The 17452-nt window shown below is 40.0% G+C and carries 22 protein-coding genes and 1 pseudogene; 12 read left to right on the plus strand and 11 right to left on the minus strand.

Annotation, left to right across the window (positions count from 1 at the left end):
• Positions 1-241 precede the first annotated feature (241 nt).
• Positions 242-1456 carry an ABC transporter permease gene (locus MICAI_RS14510; protein ID WP_008203405.1) on the plus strand — a complete coding sequence of 405 codons (1215 nt, stop codon included), beginning with the start codon at positions 242-244 and terminating at the stop codon, positions 1454-1456.
• A 5-nt stretch (positions 1457-1461) separates the two neighbouring features.
• On the opposite strand, the gene hisD is transcribed toward MICAI_RS14510, so the two are convergent.
• Entirely contained in the window at positions 1462-2718 is a 1257-nt protein-coding gene (hisD, locus tag MICAI_RS14515; RefSeq protein ID WP_008203407.1) for a histidinol dehydrogenase, read from the minus strand.
• 346 nt (positions 2719-3064) lie between these two features.
• Between hisD and accC the strand changes: the two genes are divergently transcribed.
• From accC to MICAI_RS14530, 3 genes are read left to right on the plus strand one after another with little or no spacing between them, the layout of a single operon-like run.
• Complete coding sequence (accC, locus tag MICAI_RS14520) at positions 3065-4411, plus strand: acetyl-CoA carboxylase biotin carboxylase subunit (RefSeq protein WP_008203409.1); 1347 nt, start codon at positions 3065-3067, stop codon at positions 4409-4411.
• Positions 4412-4454: 43 nt separating this feature from the next.
• Positions 4455-5024, plus strand: coding sequence for a Uma2 family endonuclease (locus MICAI_RS14525; RefSeq protein ID WP_008203411.1), 570 nt, complete (start codon positions 4455-4457; stop codon positions 5022-5024).
• A gap of 26 nt (positions 5025-5050) precedes the next feature.
• Positions 5051-5626, plus strand: a complete 576-nt coding sequence (locus tag MICAI_RS14530) for a Uma2 family endonuclease (protein ID WP_008203414.1) — start codon at positions 5051-5053, stop codon at positions 5624-5626.
• 76 nt (positions 5627-5702) lie between these two features.
• On the opposite strand, the gene MICAI_RS14535 is transcribed toward MICAI_RS14530, so the two are convergent.
• Complete coding sequence (locus MICAI_RS14535) at positions 5703-6170, minus strand: DUF29 domain-containing protein (protein ID WP_008203417.1); 468 nt, start codon at positions 6168-6170, stop codon at positions 5703-5705.
• A gap of 99 nt (positions 6171-6269) precedes the next feature.
• Positions 6270-6869 carry a Uma2 family endonuclease gene (locus MICAI_RS14540; protein WP_008203419.1) on the minus strand — a complete coding sequence of 200 codons (600 nt, stop codon included), beginning with the start codon at positions 6867-6869 and terminating at the stop codon, positions 6270-6272.
• Between the two features lie 191 nt (positions 6870-7060).
• Here MICAI_RS14540 and MICAI_RS14545 point away from each other — a divergent pair, with 191 nt between their 5' ends.
• Entirely contained in the window at positions 7061-8656 is a 1596-nt protein-coding gene (locus MICAI_RS14545) for an Hsp70 family protein (protein ID WP_008203421.1), read from the plus strand.
• Positions 8657-8739: 83 nt separating this feature from the next.
• On the opposite strand, the gene MICAI_RS27590 is transcribed toward MICAI_RS14545, so the two are convergent.
• The 3 genes from MICAI_RS27590 to MICAI_RS27595 form a co-directional block, all read right to left on the minus strand.
• On the minus strand, positions 8740-8871 hold the full coding sequence (locus MICAI_RS27590; protein WP_002757361.1) for a hypothetical protein: 132 nt from the start codon (positions 8869-8871) through the stop codon (positions 8740-8742).
• Between the two features lie 196 nt (positions 8872-9067).
• Complete coding sequence (locus MICAI_RS14550) at positions 9068-10321, minus strand: competence/damage-inducible protein A (protein ID WP_008203424.1); 1254 nt, start codon at positions 10319-10321, stop codon at positions 9068-9070.
• A 222-nt stretch (positions 10322-10543) separates the two neighbouring features.
• Positions 10544-10666, minus strand: a complete 123-nt coding sequence (locus MICAI_RS27595; RefSeq protein ID WP_002734593.1) for a hypothetical protein — start codon at positions 10664-10666, stop codon at positions 10544-10546.
• Positions 10667-10682: 16 nt separating this feature from the next.
• On the opposite strand from MICAI_RS27595, the gene MICAI_RS14555 reads away from it, so the two are divergent.
• Complete coding sequence (locus MICAI_RS14555) at positions 10683-12239, plus strand: AAA-like domain-containing protein (RefSeq protein ID WP_008203427.1); 1557 nt, start codon at positions 10683-10685, stop codon at positions 12237-12239.
• A 124-nt stretch (positions 12240-12363) separates the two neighbouring features.
• Here the strand turns inward: MICAI_RS14555 and MICAI_RS14560 are convergent, their stop codons facing one another.
• The 3 genes from MICAI_RS14560 to MICAI_RS14570 form a co-directional block, all read right to left on the minus strand.
• Positions 12364-12648: a type II toxin-antitoxin system RelE family toxin gene (locus MICAI_RS14560; RefSeq protein WP_002734303.1), complete on the minus strand. Its 285-nt coding sequence runs from the start codon at positions 12646-12648 to the stop codon at positions 12364-12366.
• Entirely contained in the window at positions 12623-12850 is a 228-nt protein-coding gene (locus tag MICAI_RS14565; protein WP_002734104.1) for a hypothetical protein, read from the minus strand. The genes MICAI_RS14560 and MICAI_RS14565 overlap by 26 nt, the downstream gene beginning before the upstream one ends.
• A gap of 426 nt (positions 12851-13276) precedes the next feature.
• Positions 13277-13705, minus strand: a complete 429-nt coding sequence (locus MICAI_RS14570; RefSeq protein WP_008203433.1) for a GUN4 domain-containing protein — start codon at positions 13703-13705, stop codon at positions 13277-13279.
• Positions 13706-13919: 214 nt separating this feature from the next.
• Here MICAI_RS14570 and MICAI_RS26490 point away from each other — a divergent pair, with 214 nt between their 5' ends.
• The 4 genes from MICAI_RS26490 to MICAI_RS27600 are packed head-to-tail and all read left to right on the plus strand — an operon-like array spanning position 13920 to position 14792.
• Positions 13920-14078 (plus strand): hypothetical protein, encoded by a 159-nt coding sequence (locus MICAI_RS26490; RefSeq protein ID WP_008203435.1) that lies wholly within the window; start codon positions 13920-13922, stop codon positions 14076-14078.
• Between the two features lie 47 nt (positions 14079-14125).
• Positions 14126-14353 (plus strand): hypothetical protein, encoded by a 228-nt coding sequence (locus tag MICAI_RS14575; RefSeq protein ID WP_172969780.1) that lies wholly within the window; start codon positions 14126-14128, stop codon positions 14351-14353.
• Positions 14334-14615, plus strand: a complete 282-nt coding sequence (locus MICAI_RS14580; RefSeq protein ID WP_008203437.1) for a type II toxin-antitoxin system RelE/ParE family toxin — start codon at positions 14334-14336, stop codon at positions 14613-14615. Before MICAI_RS14575 ends, MICAI_RS14580 begins: the two co-directional genes overlap by 20 nt.
• A 54-nt stretch (positions 14616-14669) precedes the next feature.
• Positions 14670-14792: a hypothetical protein gene (locus tag MICAI_RS27600; RefSeq protein ID WP_002793363.1), complete on the plus strand. Its 123-nt coding sequence runs from the start codon at positions 14670-14672 to the stop codon at positions 14790-14792.
• On the opposite strand, the gene MICAI_RS14585 is transcribed toward MICAI_RS27600, so the two are convergent.
• Positions 14789-15181 (minus strand): type II toxin-antitoxin system death-on-curing family toxin, encoded by a 393-nt coding sequence (locus MICAI_RS14585; RefSeq protein ID WP_002802172.1) that lies wholly within the window; start codon positions 15179-15181, stop codon positions 14789-14791. The two genes, MICAI_RS27600 and MICAI_RS14585, sit on opposite strands and share 4 nt — an antisense overlap.
• On the minus strand, positions 15178-15402 hold the full coding sequence (locus MICAI_RS14590) for an AbrB/MazE/SpoVT family DNA-binding domain-containing protein (RefSeq protein WP_002751127.1): 225 nt from the start codon (positions 15400-15402) through the stop codon (positions 15178-15180). The genes MICAI_RS14585 and MICAI_RS14590 overlap by 4 nt, the downstream gene beginning before the upstream one ends.
• A gap of 69 nt (positions 15403-15471) precedes the next feature.
• On the opposite strand from MICAI_RS14590, the gene MICAI_RS14595 reads away from it, so the two are divergent.
• On the plus strand, positions 15472-15756 hold the full coding sequence (locus tag MICAI_RS14595) for a hypothetical protein (protein ID WP_016515349.1): 285 nt from the start codon (positions 15472-15474) through the stop codon (positions 15754-15756).
• Between the two features lie 70 nt (positions 15757-15826).
• Positions 15827-17383, plus strand: a pseudogene (locus MICAI_RS27185) (AAA-like domain-containing protein).
• The last annotated feature ends 69 nt before the right edge of the window (positions 17384-17452 follow it).

Genomic DNA, 17452 nt, shown 5'->3' on the forward strand with positions numbered 1-17452 from the left:
GTTATCAGTTATCAGTTATCAGTTATCAGTTATCAGTTATCAGTTATCAGTTATCAGTTATCAGTTATCAGTTATCAGTTATCAGTTATCAGTTATCAGATGTAAGTTTTAAGTTTTAAGTTAATTAGTTATTTAGTTATTTATTTATCTTCATCTTTATCCCTGTTTACTGTTTACTTTTCACTGTTTACTGTTTACTGATCACTGTTTACTGTTTACTGATCACTGAATGTAACTAACCATGGAAATGCTCGAAAACCTGAAAATGGCTTTTTCCGCTTTGATGGGCAATAAACTGCGTAGTGGTCTGACTATGCTAGGAATTGCTATCGGTAACGCCTCCGTCATTGCCCTAGTGGGAGTGGGTGAAGGAGCGCAAAAAGTCGCCCTCGAGCAGTTTGAAGCTCTCGGTCCGAATGTTTTATTTGTTTCCACCTCCTCGCGCAATGTCCGGCGGACAATTCCTAATCCCCGGCCCCTCACCTACGAAGATGCTCAAGCGATCGCATCTCAAGTTCCCGCCATTGCCGCCATTTCTCCCGAATTGAGCGGTAAAAAAATCTTATCCTTCGGTAATAGAACCAGTAATAGCCCCCTGATTGGGGTGGGAGCCGAGTACCTAAACGTGCGTAACCGTCAACTATCTAAAGGTAGATTTATTATGGAATCTGACCTGAAACGGGATAATCGGGTGATTGTCTTGGGAGCGGAATTAGCTAAAAATCTCTTTGGTAATCGCAATCCCGTCGGCGAAAATCTTCGCATCGGCGATCTTAGTTTTCAAGTTATTGGAGTTTTACAGGCGAAAGGCTCCTTATTTGAGGCTAATCAGGACGATCGAGCCTTAATTCCCCTAACTACCATGTCTAATCAGGTTCAAGGGCGCAATTCTATCTTTGGCATTCCCCTGACTCATATTTCTGTCTTGGCTAAAAACTCCGCCCAAATTAAAGCCGCCCAGTTTCAGATTAGCAACCTGCTGCAAATGCGTCATCAGGTCAGTGACGAGAATTATGTGCAGATTTTCCCCCAAACCGCAGTCTTAGAAATGACCAAAGAGACTAACGAGAGTTTAACTAGAATGTTAGCCTCGATCGCCAGTATATCCCTTTTTGTCGGGGGAATCGGTGTCATGAATATTATGCTCGTGTCAGTCACGGAAAGAACCCAAGAAATCGGGTTAAGAAAGGCTTTAGGAGCGAAAGAAGGGGATATAAAAGGTCAATTTCTGATTGAATCGGTTATTTTAGCCACCACGGGCGGAATTATCGGGATTTTTGTCGGCATTCAAGGAATGTATCTAGCGGGAATTTTTGCCGCTCTAACCACCAGTATCTCAATCCCTGCCATAATTCTCGCTTTAGGAGTTTCCAGTGCCATCGGTCTAATTTTCGGTGTTGTTCCCGCTCATCGTGCCGCTAAATTGGATCCAATCGTTGCTTTGAGAAGATTATAGTTTTTCTAGGTCTTGTCCTGACCTCGGTATTCTATACCAGCATCCGTTGCCGTAAATCCCTCCGCTTGCGCTAATATTTGCAGATTATGGGCTATGGAGGCGAAAGAATCGGCGGGATATTCGATCAAAGTGGCGGAATCGAGAAAAGTTTCCACTCCCACGGGACAACCCAAATAATCAGCCACCGCTTTTGGGGTAGTAGAACCGAGGAGAATAGTTCCCGATTGTCTCAAAGAAGATAGCTTTTGCCAAGGCTCATCGATCATCAAAGATAAATGGGTAGGAGCAAAAAGATTCGATAATTCGATCGCTTTCTCCAATGACTCCACCACCACGATTAAACCATAATGAGCGATCGCTTTTTCCGTCAACAATCTCTGGGGATGTACCTGTAACTGTTTTTGCACTTCTTCCTGTACTATTAGGGCTAAAGCCTTATCCGTCGTCAATAAAATCGCAGCCGCTAGGGAATACTGTTCCGCTTGCGCTAATAGGTCTAGGGCCAACTGTCTGGGATTAGCTTGACTATCGGCAATAATAACCAAATCAGAAGTAATAGAGAGATAATCGATTTTTACATGGTCAGAAACCAGTTTTTTAGCCAAATTAGTGTAAAAATCACCTATTCCTGCAATCATCTCCACGGGGGCGATCGTTTTTGTGCCGTAGGCTAAAGCGGCGATCGCCTGTGGTCCAGCCACCCGATAAATCTCACTAATACCCACCGATTGGGCCGCCACTAAAATCGCCGGATGGATGCGTAAATCCTCATCGGCGGGAGATACCATGACAATGCGTTTAACCCCCGCTATTTTGGCAGGAATCGCCTGTTGGAGCAATAAACTGAGATAGGCCCGTTTACCATCGGGAACAACAATTCCCACACTGTTAATCGGTTGATAACGTTTCCCCCGAACCGTACCATCCTCAGGAAACTGTACCCAAGCTTTGGGGAGACGCTGACGGTGAAAAGCCTCCATTTTTGCACAGGCAACAGCGATCGCATTTAATAAATCCTGGGACACCTGTTGATAAGCGGCATCCAGTTCCGAGCCACTCACCTTAAGTTGTTGTAGATTAAGGGACTGTTGGTAGAATTTTTCTGTGTAATCCACCAACGAGCGATCGCCAGTAAGTCGCACCTGATCGACAATCTCTCGGACAAGCGATTCTTTTTCCCGAATTTCCGGATCGTCGAACCGTTCCCGAATTCGTCTCAGTTCCGTTCTGGCTGACCATGGCTCTGTGATAATTCGCAACATCGAGCTATTATCCTCTAGGGGCGAAACGAGATTAAAAAGTTTTCACTCCTCACACTCTAGCTTATCGCTTTCAATCTTGGCCGGGGAGGGAGACGAAGTCGGTTAATTTAGCCGTCGGTAGGTAGGAGTCAGGAGTCAGGAGATAGGAGTCGGGAGTCAGGAGTCAGGAGATAGGAGATAGCAGATTATTTTATTTATTCTCCCCACACCCCACACCCCAATTCATAATTCATAATTCATAATTCATAATTTATAATTACCCACTTCCCGATTTCCCCAAGGTAACAAAACCAGATATTCTACTAAATAGTCGCCTATCACACCAGCCTGATCTCGTGGTCGTCCAATGCAGTTTGCCAAGATATTAATCGCCAATCGCGGGGAAATCGCCTTAAGAATCCTTCATAGTTGCGAAGAATTGGGTATTAGAACCGTTGCCGTCCACTCTACCATCGATCGCCATGCCCTTCATGTTCAATTGGCCGATGAGAGTGTTTGTATTGGTCCGCCTCCGAGCAGCAAAAGTTACCTAAATATCCCTAATATCATCTCGGCTGCCCTAACACGCAACGCCACGGCCATCCATCCCGGTTACGGTTTTTTGGCAGAAAACGCCCGCTTTGCCGAAATTTGTGCCGACCATCAGTTAACTTTTATCGGTCCGTCTCCCAGTGCTATTCTGGCTATGGGGGATAAATCTACCGCTAAAAAAACCATGCAAAAAGCGGGAGTTCCCACTATCCCCGGCAGTGGTGGTTTAATTACCTCAGAAGCGGAAGCAAAACGTATCGCTGATGACATCGGTTATCCTGTCCTGATTAAAGCCACCGCCGGCGGTGGAGGGCGTGGGATGCGTCTTGTCAAGAGTGCAGATGAACTAGGTAATATGTTAAAAGCCGCCCAAGGGGAAGCAGAAGCGGCTTTTGGCAATTCGGGAGTATATCTAGAAAAATTTATCGAATGTCCCCGACATATCGAGTTTCAGATTTTGGCCGATAGTCACGGTAACGTGATCCATTTAGGAGAAAGAGACTGTTCGATTCAGCGACGACACCAAAAACTGCTAGAAGAGGCCCCCAGTCCTTTTTTAACGCCGCATTTACGCTCAAAAATGGGTAATGCCGCCGTTAAAGCCGCTAAATCGATTAATTACGTCGGGGTGGGAACCGTGGAATTTTTAGTGGATAAACACGGTAATTTTTACTTCATGGAAATGAACACCCGTATTCAGGTGGAACACCCCGTCACGGAGATGATCACGGGGATAGACCTGATCCGAGAACAAATTCTGGTGGCACAGGGCGAAAAACTGCAAATTAAGCAAGATCAGGTGATATTTAGAGGACATTCGATCGAGTGTCGCATTAATGCCGAGGATCCCGATCACAATTTTCGCCCTCACCCCGGCAAAATTAGCGCTTATCTGCCTCCCGGCGGTCCTGGTGTCCGCATGGATTCCCACGTTTACACCGATTACGAAATCCCCCCCTATTACGATTCCCTAATTGGGAAATTAATTGTCTGGGGAGAAAATCGCGAAACTGCGATTAAACGCATGAAACGGGCCCTGCGGGAATGTGCGATCACGGGAGTACCGACGACTATTGATTTCCATCGTAAAATATTGGAAACTCCCGCCTTTTTAGCTGGAGATGTTTACACTAATTTCATCCAGGAACATCTCTTGCCCTAGGGTGTTACCATAAATGTTAGGCGAGAGTAGGCTGGGGATAATAATGACAGTAGAAGTTAAATTTGAATCTTGGCAACTCAGCGATGAACAGTTCTTTCAACTTTGTCAGGATAACCGAGATTTGCGCTTGGAACGCAGCGCAAAAGGAGATTTAATTATTATGCCACCAACGGGGGGAAAAACCAGCAATTCTAACGCTGGAATCACTGCCCAATTATGGTTATGGAATAACCTAAATAAATTAGGTGTAGTTTTTGATTCCTCCACGGGATTTAAACTACCGAATGGAGCCGATCGCTCTCCCGATGCTGCTTGGATACCTTTAGAAAAATGGCAAGCTTTAACCCCACAACAAAAGGAAAGATTTTTACCTCTATCTCCCGATTTTGTCATTGAATTAATGTCTCCTAGTGACAACATAGAAACTGCTAGGAAAAAAATGCAGGAATATTTAGATAATGGGAGTCGTTTAGGTTGGTTAATCAATAGAAAAACTAGAGAAGTAGAAATTTATCGTCAAGGACAGGCAGTAGAAATTTTAACTAATCCAGAGAGTTTATCGGGGGAAAGTATTTTATCTCAATTTGTCTTAGAACTTGATAGTATTTGGTAATTCTATAATCCTATAAAAGAGAATCTATGATGACAGTAGTAGAAATTAAATTTGAATCTTGGCAACTGAGCGATGAACAGTTTTTTCAACTTTGTCAGGATAACCGAGATTTACGTTTGGAACGCAACCCAAAAGGAGATTTAATTATTATGCCACCGACGGGAGGAAAAACGGGCAATAGTAACGGTAGAATCACCCAACAATTATTTAATTGGTCAGATAACAATGGTAAGGGTATCGCTTTTGATTTCTCCACAGGATTTAAACTACCCAATGGAGCCGATCGCTCTCCCGATGCTGGTTGGATACCTTTAGATAAATGGCAAGCTTTAACCCCACAACAAAAGGAAAGGTTTTTACCTCTATCTCCCGATTTTGTCATTGAATTAATGTCTCCTAATGACAACATAGAAACTACTAGGAAAAAAATGCAGGAACATTTAGATAATGGGACTCGTTTGGGTTGGTTAATCAATAGAAAAACTAGAGAAGTAGAAATTTATCGTCAAGAACAGGCAGTAGAAATTTTAACCGATCCAGAGAGTTTATCGGGGGAAAATATGCTGCCAGAATTTAGTTTAAATCTTACTTTGATTTGGTAAATCAGAGGTAGTGATTGCCGTTTAAAGCTTGGCTTTGTTAGGCATTGTATTCATCGATAAAATACCGAATTCATTTTTAAGGAAGATAGTCATAATCAAGGATTTCTGCAAGGGTGAAGGGTGATTCAATCGGGAATAAATCAGCAGCAAGTTGATACTTTCTGAAAGTATCTTCTCTGGCTGCTAGGTAACAATCTATCCAGATTTCAGGAATCAATCTTCTCAGACTTGGACTCTCTTTTAATAAGCGTTGAACTTGTCTGCGTTGTTCAACAATTGTGCTGCGCCACCCTTGAGCATTTGCTTCCTTTTCAGTTAGCCAGTAAGTCAATTTAAGCAGATGTTCGGCAATGACGGTTAAGCGACTTTCTAGTTCTCGTTTTTCACTCCTTCCCATCGTTTCAATTTCTTCGATCAAATTTTCTAAGTCTAATTTTTCAAAACGATGTTCTTTGAGTAAATTAGCGGTTTCTTGTAACCATCGGTAGAAATCTTCTTGATAAAGACTTTTACCTGACGAGACTAACGACTTTTCGATGCTCATTTGATGATGACCTAGAAAAAAGAATTCTTAGATAATTTTAAAGCGACTCCCCGATCTCAAAAACATTGGCAGAATATCGCAGGATTACTCCCGAAAACATCAGAGCTTTAAATTTAAGCTAAAATTAGGTAAAACATCTTCACCCGATAAATCAGTGGGATTTTCTAATATTTCTACCTCCTTTCCTTGACGATAAATTTCAACTTGCCGATTCTGGGGATCGATTAACCAGCCTAACCTTGCGCCATTTTCCCTATACTCAAGCAGTTTTTTCTGTAATTTGTCAAGACTATCGGATTCAGAGCGCAATTCCACCACAAAATCGGGGCAGAGGGGAATAAATCCTTTTTTCTGCTTAGGGGTTAAAGATTCCCAGCGTTCTCGACTCACCCAAGATAGATCGGGAGAACGAATCGCCCCATTTGGTAGTATAAATCCAGTGGAAGAGTCAAACCCGACTCCTAAAGCTTCATTTTCTTCGCACCAGCAAAACAATTGTCCTGTTATACGAAAATTACGCTGTCCTGATTCGCCACCTGTCGGGGGATTCACGATTAATTCTCCTTGGGCTGTACGTTCTAATTTTAAGTCCCGGTTGACCTCCGCAAGGGCTTCAAACTGTTCAAGGGTGATAGAGAGAGCGATCGCGCTAGGAATTTCTAAGGAGAGGGTTTCGGGTGAGGTAGTAACTGCTAACATAATCCTTTGATCAGGTGGAACTCATATATACTATTAAAGATTATTTGTCAAGTTTCTGCACAGAATTCTTGAGCTTGCGCTGAACAAATTCCCGATTTTTTGGGGAAACTTCCACCTCGATCGGGCGGGTTCAGTAAATAACAGGTTACAATAGCGAATAATTAACTAAATTTATCTAAAAACCATCGATCGTGTTCTACGCTATTGATTTCGGAACCAGTAATACCGTCATTACTCGTTGGAATGGGGCGACAAATAGGGCCGAAACCGTGAAATTATCGGAGTTATCCCAACAAATAGCCGACAATCCGCCCCTAATTCCCAGTTTACTCTATATTAAATCAGCCAATCCCCTGCAAGTAATTGCTGGTCAAGCAGTGCGCGATCAGGGTTTAGATATCGATCGAGATCCGCGTTTTTTTCGTCGCTTTAAACGAGGTATCGGCGCAAAAATTCAAGGATTTTTACCAGAATTAGAGGAAACTGTCCTCAGTTTCGAGGGGGTTGGCCAATGGTTTCTCGATAGCATCATCGACCACTTAAAAAACACCGCCCTGGAAACCCCCCAATCGCTAGTTTTAACCGTCCCCGTCGATAGTTTTGAAAGTTACCGCAATTGGTTAAGCAATGTTTGTCAGGGATGGGAAATCGAACAAATTCGACTAATTGATGAACCCACGGCCGCCGCTTTGGGTTATGGAACCACGGGTGATCAGGTGATTTTAGTGGTAGATTTTGGCGGTGGCACCCTCGATCTTTCTTTGGTACAATTAGATTTAGATAATCCTCAAAAAAATCAAGGTTTTATTCTCAAGTGGGGAGAAAAACTTTTAGGCAATAATTCCGCCCAAAAAACTAAAATAGCGAGAGTTTTAGCCAAGGCGGGGACAAATTTAGGTGGGTCAGATATAGACGATTGGATTGTCGATTATTTTGCCCAAAAGCAATCTTTAGCGAAAACTTCCCTAACTACTCGTCTAGCAGAAAGATTAAAAATTAAACTTTCTTCCCAATTAACCGCCGAGGAAGTATATTTTGATGAGGAAAATTTCGAGAGTTACGAGTTAAGCTTAGATCGAGAACAATTGACCGATATTCTCCAACAACAAAACTTTTTTAATCAATTAGATGATTTAATGACGGGAGTTTTGCAACAGGGAAGACGCAATGGAATTGAAGTTAGCGATATCGATGCGGTGTTATTAGTTGGGGGAACCGTACAAATTCCGGCGGTAAAAGATTGGGTGCGACAGTATTTTGATAGTAGTAAAATTAAAGAGGATCGACCCTTTGAAGCGATCGCTTTGGGAGCGTTACAATTAGCCCAAGGTTATCAAGTCAAAGATTTTCTTTATCATAGCTACGGCATTCGTTACTGGAATCGTCGCAAAAATGCCCACGCTTGGCATCCGATTATTAACTCTGGACAACCCTATCCCATGGAAAAACCCGTGGAATTAGTCCTAGGTGCTTCCGTGGACAATCAACCCAGCATTGAGTTAATTATCGGCGAATTAGGCCCAGAAAGGGGGGCAATGGAGGTCTATTTTGATGGTGATAAATTAATTACTCGTTCCCTGGGTAGTGGAGAAACTAGCGTTCAACCCTTAAATGATCGCGAGGGGGCCTGTTCGATCGCTAAACTCGATCCTTTAGGTTTCCCCGGCAAAGATCGCATTAAAGTGCAGTTCTGGATTGATGATCAGTGTTTCCTGCGGATTAATGTGGAAGATTTACTCAGTCAAGAATTGTTACTAAATAATCAAATTGTCACCAAATTAAGCTAGGCTTGGCTTCAGGCAAAAATCAAGTGCAGACTCATAGTAAGTTTGCACTGATATTATCGCAATATTCTGTTTTACCGGTGGCCTTATCGACTGTGATCGCGCACGGGGATCGGGATTAATTCGGGTTCGGGTTCGGGTTCCGGACCAAAAACACTCTCGATCAGTTTGCGCGCCCATTCTCTCAACTTGTCTATCACTTCATCTAAATAGTCCATTGACCAAATGGCTCCTTTGAGATACTAGCTATGAGTTTTCGTCGATTGATCCCCGCAACAGCTTGATTCTAGAGAATTTTAACTGATTTTCATCGTTTGGCTGTTAAATCTGACGAGCGGGGGAATCTATATCTTGTATTTATATTAAGCTTAACATAACTTTTTAGTCTGAGTATATATTCTTGGCAATTCTTTTTTAAGATATTGTTAATAAGTTCCGTCGTAGGCGATCGAGGGCGGTATAAGCACTAATCTGGCGAATGGTCGAGCGATCTCGATTTTCTCCGAAACGATGCTCTGATACGGTGACATTTCGCCGAGGATCGGCTAAACCGATATAAACTAGGCCCACGGGTTTTGTCTCGCTGCCACCTCCCGGTCCGGCAATACCCGTGATACTGATCCCCCAATCCGTAGCGAGGCGTTTTCGCACCCCTAGTGCCATCTGTTGGGCAACAATGGCACTGACAGCCCCGACATTATTTAAATCCCGCTCATTTACGTCTAAGAGGGCAACTTTTACCCGATTATCGTAGGAAATAACCCCACCCCAAAAATAATCGGAACTGCCGGCGATTTGGGTGATAATTTCCCCTAATCCTCCTCCGGTACAGGATTCTGCCACACTCAAAGTTTGTTTTTGTCGCCGCAACAGTTCCCCCACTACCGAGGGTAAAGTATCATCATCGGCCCCAAAATAATCTAATCCGGCGATTTCCTTAATTTCCGTCGCTACCGGTTCAATTACCTGCAAAGCAGCCTCTAAAGAAGGGGCTTTCGTCGCAATTCGCAAACGCACTTCGCCTAAACCAGCATAGGGGGCAACGGTGGGGTTAGTCAGATCAAATAAATGGACAACTTTTTCCGCTAAAGCTGACTCACCGATACCGCGAAATTTCAGAGAACGACTATAAATCCTCTCTTTGCCCCATCCTTGACTTTCTAGGTAAGGAATAGCCGTTTCTACCCACATTCTCTTCATTTCTGAGGGTACTCCGGGGAAAGTGAGAATAGTTACGTTAGTCTCTGGTTGCCAGATCATGCCGGGGGCGGTTCCGGTTGGATTTGGCAAAAAATCGGCTCCCACGGGTATTAAAGCCTGTTTACTGTTACTAGGAGGCATTTCTCGCCCTAAACTCGTAAATTTAGCCTCGATTTCTGCTAAAATCTCTTTATCTTCTCTAAGGGGCGTTTGGAAAAAATCGGCGATTGTTTCTGTGGTTAAATCGTCGGGAGTAGGTCCCAGTCCCCCGGTAAAAATTAAAATTGAGGAACGTTCTCGGGCAATAGCGATCGCTTTTTTCAGTCTTTCTACATTATCCCCCACCACCGTTTGATAATAATGGGGAATGCCTAATTTTGCCAATTCTAGAGCTAAATATTGGGCGTTAGTATTAACTATATCCCCTAATAATAATTCCGTTCCTACACAAATAATTTCAGCGGCCATAATTTTTAGCAATTAGCTTAAGATTTTCAATTTTGATCATTAACTGATCTCCTGTCACCATCGTTCGATCGGGTTTCGGTAACGATGGTACTGGAAGTTAACCCTACCAGTGCGCTCCAGTATTATACCAGTAAGCTATCAACAATCAAAGTCTTGTATATTAAATGCCACTTTTAATAACCAGATTTAGTATCACTACCCATTAGCAAACGTAAAATCAGCCTACCATTCCTCTACATAACAATAATTGATCATAATCAAGCATAACAAGGTATTGCCGATCATCACCTCTTCCTTCCTGCCATGACAAACCCCACCAAAATCATCTAAAATTAAAATGTCCACTAAATAATAAAATTCTATGACTCGCTGGTTTAATATTGCCGGTCCCTGTTCCAACGATATCCACTATATGCTCTCTCCCACAGTACGATTACCAGATTTAGAGGAGCTAATTCAACAACGTAGTTACTTTGTCCTTCACGCACCACGACAAACAGGGAAAACCACCGCAATGTTAGCTCTAGCACAACAACTTACCGATACTGGAAATTATGCCGCAGTCATGGTATCAGTGGAAGTAGGAAGTGCATTCAATCATGATCCCAGTGCAGCAGAATTAGCGATTTTAAGAGCTTGGTATAATACAATAAATATCCGCTTACCCAAAGAATTACAACCACCTGTTAAACAATGGCAACAGGAAGAACCAGGAAATAGAATTAATGATTTTTTATCAGATTGGGCAACATCCTTAAACCGCCCTTTAGTATTATTTATAGATGAAATCGACTCTTTACAAGACCAAACATTAATATCAGTTTTACGACAGTTAAGAGATGGTTTTCCTAATCGTCCAGAAAATTTTCCCTCATCTGTAGGATTAATTGGTTTACGAGATGTGCGAGATTATAAAGTAGCATCGGGAGGTAGTGACAGATTAAATACTTCTAGTCCTTTTAATATAAAAGTTGCTTCTCTGACTATGCGAAATTTTAATCTTGCAGAAGTAGAAGAATTATATCAACAACATACAGCAGCAACCGGACAAATTTTTACACCTGAAGCAATAGAAACAGCGTTTGATTTAACCCAAGGACAACCTTGGCTAGTCAATGCTTTGGCTAAAGAAGTTGTAGAAAAAATGTTAAAAGATAGAAGTATTGCTATTACAAAAGAACACATTTTAATAGCCAAAGAAATATTAATAGCTCGTCAGGATACTCATTTAGATAGTTTAGCGGAAAGGTTAAGAGAACCAAGAATTAAAGCCATTATTGAACCAATGTTAGCAGGTTTAGAATTAGGAAATATACCTAATGATGATATTCAATTTGTCATTGATTTAGGATTATGTAAAATGCACCCCTACGGAGGTTTAACTATTGCTAATCCCATTTATCGGGAAGTGTTACCCAGAGTTTTAACAGTGACACCAATGGCTTCTTTACCAATGATTGCACCGACTTGGTTAACACCGGAAGGGGAGTTAAATCTAGATGCTTTATTAACAGCATTTCTCAAGTTTTGGCGACAACATGGAGAACCGTTATTAGGTAGCACTGGTTATCATGAAATCGCTCCACATATTGTATTAATGGCTTTTTTACATCGTGTGATTAATGGTGGGGGACTTTTAGAAAGGGAATATGCCATTGGTAGCGATAGAATGGATTTATGTTTACAGTATAAAGATGTAATTTTAGGGATTGAATTGAAAGTATGGCGGGATAAAAAACGCAATCCGCAAGCTGATGGAATTGAACAATTAGAATCTTATTTAGGGCGTTTAGGGTTAGATTTTGGTTGGTTATTTATTTTTGATAGGCGTAAAAATGCCTTACCAATGGAAGAAAGGTTATCCACTGAGGTGGTGGTGACAGAAAATCAATATAGAATTACTGTGATTAGAGCTTGAGTCTTTTAAATGAAGTATTGTTGGAAACAATGCTTTTTTCAAAGATATTTAACGGTGAATTTATAAGGTACGTTGCATTTAATTAACACACCCTACAGGATTGGCTGCTTAATTTTTATTTCAGCTATTCATAAACTTTACTTCTATGGGCGATAAAAATTATCGTTACCAGTTTTAAATCATCATTAATTTCATAAATAACTCTATAGTCACCTACTCGATAACGATAATAACCTGATAACTCACCTTTGAGAGATTTTATATTAGGATGATTACGAGGATTAATTTTTAAACGTTCAAAACATCTATCTAACTTTTTTTGTAAAGTAGCAGAAGCAGATTCAAAAAACTCCCCTGCATCAATACTAATAACAACAGTATAATTAATATTTTCGTTTAAGTTTGTCAACAGTAATCACCTTTCCTTGTTTTACATTTTCTCTAGCATGATCAAAATTTTCTTTAAATCCTACAATCTCTAATAACTCTTGAGTAGCATCATCTTCTCTTGTTGCCAAATATGCTAAAAAATCAACTGCTACAAGTAATTTTTCTGGTGACAGTTGTTCAACATATTTTTGGATTTGTTCACGAAGTTCTAACGTATTCATAGATTATTTTGGTTATTTACCCAATTTGATTATATCTGATTCTGATAAAATTTAGATCCCCGACTTCTGTTATTAATCTTCTGATGTAATAGATAATTTGTAGGGTGTGTTAGCGACAGCGTAACGCACCTCTGATAAAATTTAGATCCCCGACTTCTGTTATTAATCTTCTGATGTAATAGATAATTTGTAGGGTGTGTTAGCGACAGCGTAACGCACCTCATATTTGCTCAATAATTTATTTTATTATGTTTTTAAAAATCTCATTTAATAATAATGGTGCGTTACGTCGCGTATTTAATTTATTTGTACATTTTATAATCTTTTTGCGCTCCTAACGCACCCTACGAACTGTAATCTTTACAGGTTACAATCTACAAGTCTCGACGCGAGAGAAGACGCAAACGAAAAATCATTCCTAAAAAACTAAAAACCCCAACAATCACATGGGAGTTGGCCTTTAGGTGCTTTCATCTCAAAAGTAATATCAATGTAAGACAACCAGCTTCCTCCTTCTCTCCATCCTACCTTGTCCCCGAACTTTTCCCAGATTTCTCGGTTATATTCTCTCGTTCCCCCTAAACCCTGATAAATGCGTTTCTGAACAGAAAACCCAAATCTACCATTACTGTATTTTACCCACAATTGGTCAATGGTGCGGAGGTCTGCACAGGGAAAATTATCAATGTGTTCATTATCTAACCAACTTTCTTCTTCGAGGTTTGCAACCGCTAACATTACCCTTGCTGTTTCCTCATCCGCTTCTTTCCATTTCCCAGCTTTGAGTAAGTCACGGAGTTTGCTGTAGTCCATTCCTGCATCTGATTTTAATTCTACCTCTCGCTGTAAGCTCATAGTGATATTCCTGTAGATTAATTTTTAGAAAATATACTAGAGACATCCTAACATAGGTTACACTCCACAAGTCTTGATGCGACAGAGCGGAAAAATCACCATTTTATATTTAGGACTTACGCAAGATGTGACTGAAAACCTTATTCTTGCGTAGGGGTAATTCATGAATTACCCCTACTTTCGTTCCCTTTTGCGTAAGTCCTAAAAAAATATCATGCAAGCATACAAACTCAAAGGAAAAATTGATCAATCTGGTAACTTGCTGATTACCGAACCCCTGAATTTACCCCCTGGAAACGTGGAAATTGTAGTTTGGGCAGCCACAGATACCCTTGATCATACCACAACCCCAACCAGTGAACTTATAGATTAAAATAGAATTACCAAAGCTAGAATTTACTTAATTTAGGAGGTTCCATGATGACTTTACAGGAAATTATTAATTCTATCGAAAATTTACCCACAGAAGATCGAGAGTATTTATTTAACTTTCTGCAAAAACAACGAATTAATCAAAAACGAACTGAAATTTTAACTAATGCAGAAGAACTAAAACAGGCTTTTAAAAATGGTACAGCAAAGAGAGGAACTGTTGATGATTTGATTGCTGATTTACTAGGAGATGATGATGGAAGTTGTTTGGAGTAGTGGATTTAAAAGGTCTTTCAAGAAGATTACAAAGAAAAATCCACAATTAAAAAATCAAATTATTAATGTATTAAGGATTTTGGCTGATGATCCTTTTACACCATCTTTGAATTCTCATAAATTAGGAGGTGAACTAGCAGGTTTATGGTCTTGTTCTGTTGCTTATAACTGTAGAATTATCTTTAACTTCTCCCAAGATGAGGAGTTATTAGAAATGGTTATTTTATTGATAGATATTGGCAGTCATGATGAGGTTTATTAAAATGAATTTGTTCAATATGATATCATATAAAAACAGAGTCTCATAAAAAACATCATGCAAGCATACAAACTCAAAGGAAAAATTGATCAATCTGGTAACTTAGTGATTACCAAACCCCTGAATTTACCCCCCAGAAACGTGGAAATTGTAGTTTGGGCAGCCACAGATAACCTTTAATATTTAATAGAATTTTCTCGCAGCCATTCTGATATAGTTTCTTGACTTTCTTGACCGTTTGCTAGTCGTTCCATTATTAAAACAACTTCGGGTTCTGGAACATCTAACGAATATCCATTTAATTCCAGAAAGATAGCCATTACTACGAAAGCTACCCGTTTATTACCATCTATAAAAGCATGATTTTTAGCAAATCCATAACCATAAGCCGCAGCTAAATCAAATATACTGGGTGTAGGTTCACCATAAGCAAGTAAATTTTTCGGTCTATCTAAACTAGCGAAAAACAAATTGTTATCTCGCACACCCGCCAGACCACCATGCTGTATTAATTGGTCTTCATGTATGGCTTTAACAATTATTTCATCTAACCAGAAAATTCCATTCATTTCCCTAACTCATGAAGTGCATTTCTGTATTTTGTGCTGACTTTTCTGTAAGCCTCCATTGCTTTTTCAAAATCAGGATTACCAGCAGTTATAATAATACCTGTTGGTGTTTCAGTGACAAATACACTGTCTCCTTCTTGAACTTTAAGTTTTTCCAGAGCTTCTTGAGGTAATGTTATAGCCAAGGAATTTCCAACTCTACTAATTTTTAAGGTGTACATTCAGTTAATAACCTCCAATTCAGTCAATTTGAGATAATAATATAAAAACAGAGTCTCATGAAAAACATCATGCAAGCATACAAACTCAAAGGAAAAATTGATCAATCTGGTAACTTAGTAATTACCGAACCCCTGAATTTACCCCCCAGAAAAGGGGAAATTGTAGTTTGGGCAGCTACAGATACCCTTGATCATACCACAACCCTAACCACTGAATCAGCACCAGAAACACCAAAAAGACCAACTAAAATCAAGGTTTTGCAAAACTGGTTTGAGAAAACCCAACCTGCACCTCCTGATTTTGATCCAGATCAAGCTAAATGGGAATATTTAAAGGAGAAACATAACCTGTGAAAATCTTGCTTGATACCAACATAATTATAGATAGTGTAAACTTAAAGAGTTCACCCACTGCCAAAATACCATGACTCGCTGGTTTAATATTGCCGGTCCCTGTAAAGACGATATCCACTATATGTTATCTCCCACAGTACGATTACCAGATTTAGAGGATTTAATTAAACAAGAAAGTTACTTTGTCCTTCACGCACCACGACAAACGGGGAAAACCACCGCTATGTTATCCCTAGCAAAACAACTTACCGATACTGGAAATTATGCCGCAGTCATGGTATCAGTGGAAGTAGGAAGTGCATTTAATCATGATCCTACAGCCGCAGAATTGGCAATTTTAGGGGCATGGTATAATACAATAAATATCCGCTTACCTAAAGAATTGCAACCACCTGTAAAAGAATGGCAACAGGAAGAAGCAGGAAGCAGAATCAAGGCTTTTTTATCAGATTGGGCAACATCTTTAAATCGTCCCATAGTATTATTTATAGATGAAATTGACTCTTTACAAGACCAAACATTAATATCAGTTTTACGACAGTTAAGAGATGGGTTTCCTAATCGTCCTGAAAATTTTCCGACCTCGGTAGGATTAATTGGTTTACGAGATGTGCGAGATTATAAAGTAGCATCGGGAGGTAGTGATAGATTAAATACATCTAGTCCTTTTAATATAAAAGTTGCTTCTCTGACTATGCGAAATTTTAATCTTGCAGAAGTGGGAGAATTATATCAACAACATACAGCAGCAACTGGACAAATTTTCACACCCGAAGCTATAGAAACAGCTTATGATTTAACCCAAGGACAACCTTGGTTAGTTAATGCTTTGGCTAAAGAAGTTGTAGAAAAAATGGTAAAAGATAGAAGTATTACTATTACCAAAGAACACATTTTAACAGCCAAATAAATATTAATAGCTCGTCAGGATACTCATTTAGATAGTTTAGCGGAAAAACTCAGAGAAAAACGAGTTAAAAACATTATTCAACCAATTTTAGCAGGGCAAACATTACCAGATACCCTAGCAGATGATCGCCAATATTTAATAGATTTAGGATTATTACGACGTGATCCGATGGGGGGATTAGTTATTTCTAACCCCATTTATCGTGAAGTTATTCCCCGTGTTTTAGTACAAGGAACTCAGGACAGTTTACCTTTAATTAGTCCTAGTTGGTTGACTACAACAGGTGAATTAAATATAGATGCTTTATTAACAGCATTTCTCAAGTTTTGGCGACAACAGGTCGAACCATTATTAAGTAGTGCTGCTTACCATGAAATCGCGCCACATATAGTATTAATGGCTTTTTTACATCGTGTGGTTAATGGTGGGGGAGTTTTAGAAAGGGAATATGCAATTGGTAGTGATAGAATGGATTTATGTTTACAGTATAAAGATGTAATTTTAGGGATTGAATTAAAAGTATGGCGAGATAAAAAACGCGATCCGCAAGCTGACGGAATTGAACAATTAGAATCTTATTTAGGGCGTTTGGGTTTAGATTTTGGTTGGTTATTTATCTTTGATAGGCGAAAAAATGCCTTACCAATGGAAGAAAGATTATCCACTGAAGTTGTGGTGACAGAAAATCAATATAGAATTACTGTAATTAGGGCTTGAATGTTTTGATAAGGAGTAGGTTGGCGATAAATATCTGTAACAAATAATATAGCAATTTTCTAACTTATG

It is taken from the genome of Microcystis sp. T1-4 (assembly GCF_000297435.1).
GTDB lineage: Bacteria > Cyanobacteriota > Cyanobacteriia > Cyanobacteriales > Microcystaceae > Microcystis.